Genomic DNA, 8,056 nt, shown 5'->3' on the forward strand with positions numbered 1-8,056 from the left:
TAGCTGCCAATACTGGTGCTGCTGTTAATGGATTGTTATCGTTATCAATGTTGGCAAACAGCCCATCTGTCCCAAAGCCTGATGAACTCAAGTTTGGGTTAAAGAACAAATTGCCAGTTCCAATACTGTAAGTAATGACTCCAAAGCTAGTTGAAGCTGCTGTATCATTAGCTACTATCCTAATATCGGACAGATCCTCGAGTCCGACAAAAGTTGTACTATCCAGGACAATTGTGTCAGCATTGCGGTTAAAGTCAGTAATTTGATCTACGCCTAGATCATCAGCATTGAACGAAGCACCTGAGCTGAACACAAAGCGATCGATACCAGCACCGCCTGTCAGGATATCATTACCGTTGCCACCTTGTAGGAGGTCTCTACCAGCGCCACCATTGAAGGTGTCATCTCCATCGCCACCAATTAGGGTGTCATTTCCAACATCACCAGAGCCAGTTAAGGGTGTAGATGTGCCACTACCATCAAGCGAGTCATTGCCAGCACCGCCTGTAAAGCTGACTGCACTGACGCTAGTTTCCTCCAGGTCGTTAACCTCGAAGATGTCATTGCCTCCGCCACCATTGACTTCAAAGCTCTCTACGGTGTCTACAGTCAGGGTGAAAGGAACTAAGTTGAGCCGATCAAAGATTGCTGTTCCTTCTTCGGCGTCTTGTTCTAGGAGGAAGGTGTCTCCTGCACCTGCTGCGCCGTTGACTTGAACCACGTCAGAGCCAGCGTTACCACTAATTCTGTCGCTACCGTCACCGTTGTTCCAGATGAGTCGGTCGTTGCCACTTCCACCGGTGAAAGTGTCGTCGCCAATATCTCCTCGTATGGTATCGCTCCCGTTCCCACCGTTTAGCAAGTCGATACCGTCACCACCTTGCAGGAGGTCATTACCAGCGCCACCATTGAAGGTGTCATCTCCATCGCCACCAATTAGGGTGTCATTTCCAGCATCACCAGAGCCAGTTAAGGGTGTAGACGTACCACTACCATCAAGCAAGTCATTGCCGGCACCGCCTGTAAAGCTGACTGCACTGACGCTAGTTTCCGTCAGGTCGTTAACCTCAAAGATGTCATTGCCTCCGCTACCATTGACTTCAAAGCTCTCTACGGTGTCTACAGTCAGGGTGAAAGGAACTAAGTTGAGCCGATCAAAGATTGCTGTTCCTTCTTCGGCGTCTTGTTCTAGGAGGAAGGTGTCTCCTGCACCTGCTGCGCCGTTAACTTGAACCACGTCAGAGCCAGCGTTACCACTAATTCTGTCGCTACCGTCACCGTTGTTCCAGATGAGTCGGTCGTTGCCGCCTCCACCGATGAAAGTGTCGTCGCCAATATCTCCTTGTATGGTATCGCTCCCGTTCCCACCGTTTAGCAAGTCGATACCGTCACCACCTTGCAGGAGGTCATTACCAGCACCACCATTGAGGGTGTCATCTCCATCGCCACCAATTAGGGTGTCACTTCCACCAAAACCACTGAAGTTATCAGAAGCGGCATCACTAATACCTCTATCTGCTCCATTGGTTGGTCCTGGGCCTGGAGTCCAAATTACTGCCATGATTAATACTCCTGATTCTTAATTTCTCACTGAACAATGGGCTACTAGTAGTTCATTTCTAAGACAAGTATGAAAGTACTAGTTTCTGTCTACGAGCTACAAAACTTATAGTTTTTAGCCGCTAACTATTACTCAGAGATACGTTCTTATTTTATGCAGAATATTTATTTTTATAGAACCTCTTTATTATAAAAGTTGCAACTTTTATAAGATATAATATTGCCTGCAAATGCCTTTACAGAGAAGCTTTCAGCCGATTAAATAATTGAAACTTTCAACCGATTAGATAATTTTAAATAAAGTTAAAACAACAAATGATAACTAAATACGGATACGTGCTTATATTGTGGCTTTAATGACAACCTTACACTTGCCGAGCACTATTAATAAGCGAGTATTTGCCTGTCAAATATAGTGAGGTTTATCTAAAGTATTTAAAAGTTTTACCAACTTAAAAGTAGCTATGGCTAATCGATCCATGCTATTAATAACCAAGGATTTTTACTGAAGGCTAAAGCATGGATTTTTGCATTTAGTCTTAAATATAAATATTGATCTAACGAGTCAAATGTAATACTTTAATCTGATTTAATATTTCCGTTCGAGAGTTAATTTCACTGGAGGTGAAGCGTAGAGCCAGTGAACGCACGATTTTATCGTTGCATAGCACTTAGAAGTTAATAGACTAATATAGTTTAGTTAATAAAAATTGCAAGTTGGGTTAAGCAACAAATCCCAGAAAGATTGGGTTGAAGAACAGCTAATATCTGCACATCGGCAAAAAAGGCATATCTATTCTCAGAAATATAAAAAAGACTTATGCAGCGTTTTTATGAACTTTTATAAAAAATTGGCTGGCTCTGCATAAAATTTGTGTACCCAATGTAGAGTAAACAGGTACTAACTACGTTGAGAAACATTAATTATCGTTTACTTGATCTGGTATTGCCTGACTGTTGTTTATAAACTACTGCTTATAAACTATTATTCGCCACATATCTTCTCTTAATCCCAATCGTCAGGTTGTAAGCAGAATAATTGCTTACCCCGAATCTTTGAGGGGATATCAAAACTTTTCGATCAACTGAAATTCTGGCTGAGAGAATTCTTCCTCAAAGAGCAAGACTTTCAGGGGTTAAAACTTCATCACACACAATTGCGGAAAATTATATTATGCCCAGACTAATTGTTTCTTTACCCCCATTCATCGGGACTTCTGGTTCCGATCTAGTAGTAGGACAAGAGGACATAGTAGGACAAGAGGATAATGCATTCCCAGCAATTGGAATTGAGGTTCTAAAAAAGGGAATCATTGATACTCAAGCAGGTAACGACACTATCAAGGGTACTGGCACCGGCAACAACGAGACTTTGAATTTTAGCGCAGGCACAGGCATTGCTAACAGTGGCACTATCAATGCAGGGATAGGAGACGATAGTATCAAGGGCACTGGCACTGCCGGTGAGGGCTTTCGAGGTGAGACTGCACGCGGTATAGGTATCTCTAACACTCAGGGCGGCTACATTAATGGAGGAGATGGAAAAGATTTGATCTTCGGAACCGGAAAGGGAGCCGAAGAATCCATTGATGACCTTAAACCTGCTACAGGCATCAATAATACTCAGAATAGCCGCATTGATGGAGGATTTGGGAACGACTCTATCTTTGGAACTGGAATTGCAGCATTTGAGGGGTCTGCTGTAGGAATCTCTAACACTGACCGCAGCAATATTAATGGAGGAGAAGGGAACGATTCTATTAAGGGAACTGGGAATGGTGGAACTGGAAAAGATGGTACAGGCATCTTCAACAGTGGTGCTAGTGTGATTAGTGGAGGGAAAGGAAACGATTCTATTACTGGTATCGGCAACGGCAGCGATGCAAGTTTAGAACCTTTTAGATCATTCGATGCAGGTAGGGGTATAGGCATCTCCAACAGTAAGGGTAGCGTAATCGATGGAGGGCAAGGAAACGATTCTATTACTGCTATCGGCAAGGGCGGTGAAGGGAGCTACGATACCCCTTTTGGGGAGCTTGGGCCCGGTGAAGGTATAGGCATTGTTAACAGTGGCATCATCAAATTAGGCGATGGCTTGGATAGCCTTACTGGCTATGGCACCAGCATTGGTATCCAAGGCGGCACCATTGATGGTGGAAACGGTAACGATTACTTCAAGGCTCGTCTAATTGATGCCAACGGTAATCCCGTTTTAGACCAAGGAGGCGCTATTGCCGATGTCTTGATTAAGGGTGGAGGTGGCTCCGACACATTTGATATTGGTTACGGTAATGCCACGATCAATGGTGAATCGGGATTAGACAAGCTAATTTTGCCTGATTCCAGAAATGATTACATTATTAGAGGCACCTCCAACAATTACACCATTAAGCGTGATCAGTTCACCTTGAATCTCTTGAATGTTGAAGAAATTGCCTTTTTTGGCGCTGCTCCCCAGAACAGTATGCTTGGAATTGTGAATTAGGATTTCCAACAAAATATTTCATTGTGCTTGCGGTGAATTGCTCTTTGCAAGCACGAAAAGCTTGTAGATAGGGCAGTATAAGTTGAGTTGCATTCAATGGCTCGTTTTTGGGGCTGGTAAGCTAATCTTCATTCATTTTTCCAGCTTAATTCGCTTGTATTAAGCGGCTCCAGCCCTCTTTTTATGCAACTTACATACTCATTAATTCTTGGCATTTCCTTATTCTCTGGCTGATAACCAGAGAATAAGGAAATCCTAACTTGCAGCAAAATTGCCCCAACCTACGTATGGTAATTTTGCTGCTGTTACCCGAACTTGGTCAGCATTGGCTACCAACTGACCGCAAGCATCCCAAGTTCCAGAAATAAATGTGCTTCTTGTCCCTTCACCGATCGCAACTGGGGCGGTGTAATCACCAATTTGCAGTTGCAAGGTTTCCAGATTCACTGTTACGGCGGCTTGGGGATTAGCAGCCACTAAATCTTGTACTTGTTTAACAGTAACAGCATCAGCTGTCAGACAAGGTATGCCCATTGCCACACAGTTACCAAAAAAGATTTCGGCAAAGCTTTCACCGATTAAAGCTTGGATTCCCCATTTTGCGATCGCTTGGGGTGCATGTTCCCGTGATGAACCACAGCCAAAATTTCTATTGACTATTAAAATATTTGCCCCTTGGTACTGAGGTTGGTCAAAGGGATGTTCACCTTTAAGTGCTGTCCGGTCATCAATAAATGCACCTTCGCCTAACCCATCAAAGGTAACGGCTTTCAAATATCGAGCGGGGATGATGCGATCGGTATCTATATCATTACCCACTAAAGGTATACCGCGCCCTGAAACTGTTTTAACTTCACTCACCATAAACTTTATTTACCTATCATTTCAATGACAGCCTGTTAATTTCTACAAATGACAAATGACCAATGACAAAAAAATTACAGCAACTCGCGCACATCAGAGACTTCGCCTTTAATCGCAGCTGTGGCGACCATCGCCGGACTCATTAACAATGTCCGACCCGAAGAGGAACCCTGTCTTCCTTTAAAGTTGCGGTTGGAGGAAGAAGCACTGATTTGTCTTCCTTGTAGCTTATCGGGGTTCATGGCTAGACACATAGAACATCCCGGTTCACGCCACTCAAATCCGGCTTCTTCAAAGATTTTATCTAGTCCTTCAGCTTCTGCTTCTTCCTTTACCCTTTCAGAACCTGGGACAACAAAAGCTTTGATTCCTTCTGCAACGTGGCGACCTTTGGCGATTTTTGCCGCTTCTCGCAAATCAGTAATTCTGCCGTTGGTGCAACTACCAATAAAGCAGACATCTATTTTAGTACCCTTGATCGGCTGACCAGGATATAAATCCATGTAGCGGTAAGCTTCTTCGGCAATAAATCGGTCTTCTTCTAGCAGTTCTTCCGGTTGAGGTACTGACTGGTTGATACCGATACCTTGACCGGGAGTAATCCCCCAGGTGACGGTAGGAGGAATTTCCGCAGCGTCAAATATGACTACATCATCGTACTGGGCATCAGCATCACTCTTGATGGAATCCCACCAAGCCACTGCTTTATCCCAATCTGCATCAATAGGAGCAAAATCTCTGCCTTTTAGGTAATCGTAGGTGACTTGATCGGGATTAACGTAGCCGCATCTAGCACCGCCTTCGATCGCCATATTGCAAACAGTCATCCTCTCTTCCATATTCATTTGCTCAAATGTCGTACCGGCAAATTCGTAAGCATAGCCCACGCCACCTTTAACACCAAGTGAGCGAATGATATGTAAAATTACATCTTTGGCGTAAACACCAGGGTTGAGAATGCCGTTAACTGCGATTTTGCGGACTTTCAGTTTAGAGAGGGCAAGCGTTTGGGAAGCGAGAACATCCCGGACTTGACTAGTACCAATACCAAATGCGATCGCACCAAATGCCCCATGACTCGAAGTGTGACTATCTCCACAAGCGATCGTCATTCCTGGCTGAGTCAGCCCAAGTTCTGGAGCGATTACGTGAACTATACCCTGGCTACCAGAACCGATATTGTAAAAAGTTATGTTATTTTCTTGGCAGTTATTTTCAAGTGCTTGGATCATTTCCTCTGCCAAGTTATCGGCAAAGGGACGCGCCTGGTTTTCTGTAGGCACAATATGATCGACTGTGGCGACAGTCCGCTCTGGAAACAATACTTTTAGACCTCTCTCGCGTAACATAGCAAAGGCTTGGGGACTGGTGACTTCATGAATTAGGTGAAGCCCGATAAATAGTTGCGTTAGTCCTGAGGGAAGTGTACCAACGGTGTGTAAGTCCCAAACTTTATCAAACAGGGTACCTTTGCTCATACGTCAATCAATATTTCAAGAGTCTGGTCTTAAATAGTATCAAAAAAAGTCTAGGTTTTTGCAGATCACTTAAATATTACTTACAGCTTTGCACTCTTATTTCTCTGTGCCGCGCCAGTTGCTACAACGGGGGGAACCCCCTTCCGGGTGACGCTCGTTCGCCCTTGGCGTCTCCCCTTCTCTACGAGACGCTACGCGAAGGGAGAAGACTCTCTACCACCAGTCGCCTACGGCGGGAAACCCGCCTACAGCGCTGGACTCACCGCAACGCACTGGCTTCTCTGCGCCTCTGTGGTTTTATTCTTCCTTAACCAATCGCAGAGACGCACAGATATAGGGATTCCTGTTATTAAAGAGTCCTCGGCAATTTATAGTGGAAGTTGTCTGTAAATCCTTAAACAATTGTGAAAGCGATTACTCTTGTTGGTTCCACTGGTTCTATTGGTACTCAGACTTTAGATATTGTCACTCAGTACCCAGATCAGTTTCGGATTGTGGGATTGGCATCTGGGAACAATGTAGAGATGTTAGCTGCTCAAATTCGGCAGTTTCGACCGGAAATAGCAGCCATTTGCTCAGAAGATAAATTACCAGCGCTCAAAGAAGCTATCATTGACCTCGATCCCCAACCGATTTTACTGGCTGGTGAGGCTGGAGTGATAGAAGTCGCTCGCTACGGCGATGCTCAAACCGTTGTCACTGGGATCGTTGGTTGTGCTGGTTTGCTACCCACGATCGCAGCTATTGAAGCTGGTAAAGATATTGCCTTAGCGAACAAAGAAACCCTGATTGCTGGGGCCCCTGTGGTTCTACCCCTAGTCGAGAAACATGGTGTAAAATTACTCCCTGCCGATTCCGAACATTCCGCAATATTTCAATGCCTCCAAGGTGTGCCAAAAGCAGGCTTGCGGAAAATTTTGTTGACTGCATCTGGTGGAGCTTTCCGAGACTGGGATGTAGAAAAGTTAGCAGATGTAACCGTTGCTGATGCTCTCAAGCATCCTAATTGGTCGATGGGGCGTAAAATCACTGTAGACTCTGCTACTTTGATGAATAAAGGACTAGAAGTAATTGAGGCTCACTTCCTATTTGGGTTGGATTATGACGATATCGAAATTGTCATTCATCCCCAGAGCATTATTCACTCGCTGATTGAACTGCAAGATACTTCAGTTTTAGCCCAACTCGGTTGGCCGGATATGCGCTTACCTTTGCTGTATGCGCTATCTTGGCCCGATCGCATTTATACCAACTGGGAACGACTAGATTTAGTCAAAGCTGGAAACTTAACCTTCCGTGAACCAGATCACCAAAAGTATCCTTGTATGCAGTTAGCTTATGCTGTGGGTAAAGCTGGTGGTTCGATGCCAGCTGTGTTAAATGCTGCAAATGAGCAAGCTGTGGCTTTATTTTTAGATGAAAAAATTCGCTTTTTAGATATTCCCCGGTGTATCGAATGGGTGTGCGATCGCCATCAAAATGATAACCGTACAAATCCCTCTTTAGATGACATTTTGACAGCAGATAAATGGGCAAGACAAGAAGTTTTAACAGCGACTGAAAAGTTAGAAACTCACTCGCGGATAATTTCTTTGCGATAAAAACCTTTACCCAGATACCCAAAAGGCAGATTTTCTGGCTCTTAACCAATTCTTGTTTAGCCTTCAGC

At 44.3% G+C, this 8,056-nt stretch carries 6 protein-coding genes; 3 read left to right on the top strand and 3 right to left on the bottom strand.

What is annotated here, in order from left to right; translation table 11 throughout:
* On the bottom strand, positions 1-1,561 hold a 1,561-nt coding region (locus tag VE944_RS18145), incomplete at its 3' end, for a calcium-binding protein (protein ID WP_324979754.1).
* A gap of 1,173 nt (positions 1,562-2,734) precedes the next feature.
* Here VE944_RS18145 and VE944_RS18150 point away from each other — a divergent pair.
* Positions 2,735-4,045 carry a hypothetical protein gene (locus tag VE944_RS18150; RefSeq protein WP_324979757.1) on the top strand — a complete coding sequence of 437 codons (1,311 nt, stop codon included), beginning with the start codon at positions 2,735-2,737 and terminating at the stop codon, positions 4,043-4,045.
* A gap of 255 nt (positions 4,046-4,300) precedes the next feature.
* On the opposite strand, the gene leuD is transcribed toward VE944_RS18150, so the two are convergent.
* Together leuD and leuC are read right to left on the bottom strand one after the other, a co-directional pair.
* Complete coding sequence (leuD, locus tag VE944_RS18155) at positions 4,301-4,909, bottom strand: 3-isopropylmalate dehydratase small subunit (RefSeq protein ID WP_324979759.1); 609 nt, start codon at positions 4,907-4,909, stop codon at positions 4,301-4,303.
* Between the two features lie 74 nt (positions 4,910-4,983).
* Positions 4,984-6,387, bottom strand: coding sequence for a 3-isopropylmalate dehydratase large subunit (gene leuC / locus VE944_RS18160; protein WP_324979762.1), 1,404 nt, complete (start codon positions 6,385-6,387; stop codon positions 4,984-4,986).
* 164 nt (positions 6,388-6,551) lie between these two features.
* Between leuC and VE944_RS18165 the strand changes: the two genes are divergently transcribed.
* Complete coding sequence (locus tag VE944_RS18165) at positions 6,552-6,698, top strand: hypothetical protein (protein WP_324979765.1); 147 nt, start codon at positions 6,552-6,554, stop codon at positions 6,696-6,698.
* Between the two features lie 93 nt (positions 6,699-6,791).
* Complete coding sequence (gene dxr, locus VE944_RS18170) at positions 6,792-7,988, top strand: 1-deoxy-D-xylulose-5-phosphate reductoisomerase (RefSeq protein ID WP_324979767.1); 1,197 nt, start codon at positions 6,792-6,794, stop codon at positions 7,986-7,988.
* The last annotated feature ends 68 nt before the right edge of the window (positions 7,989-8,056 follow it).

It is taken from the genome of Nostoc sp. (genome assembly GCF_035638895.1).
GTDB lineage: Bacteria > Cyanobacteriota > Cyanobacteriia > Cyanobacteriales > Nostocaceae > Nostoc.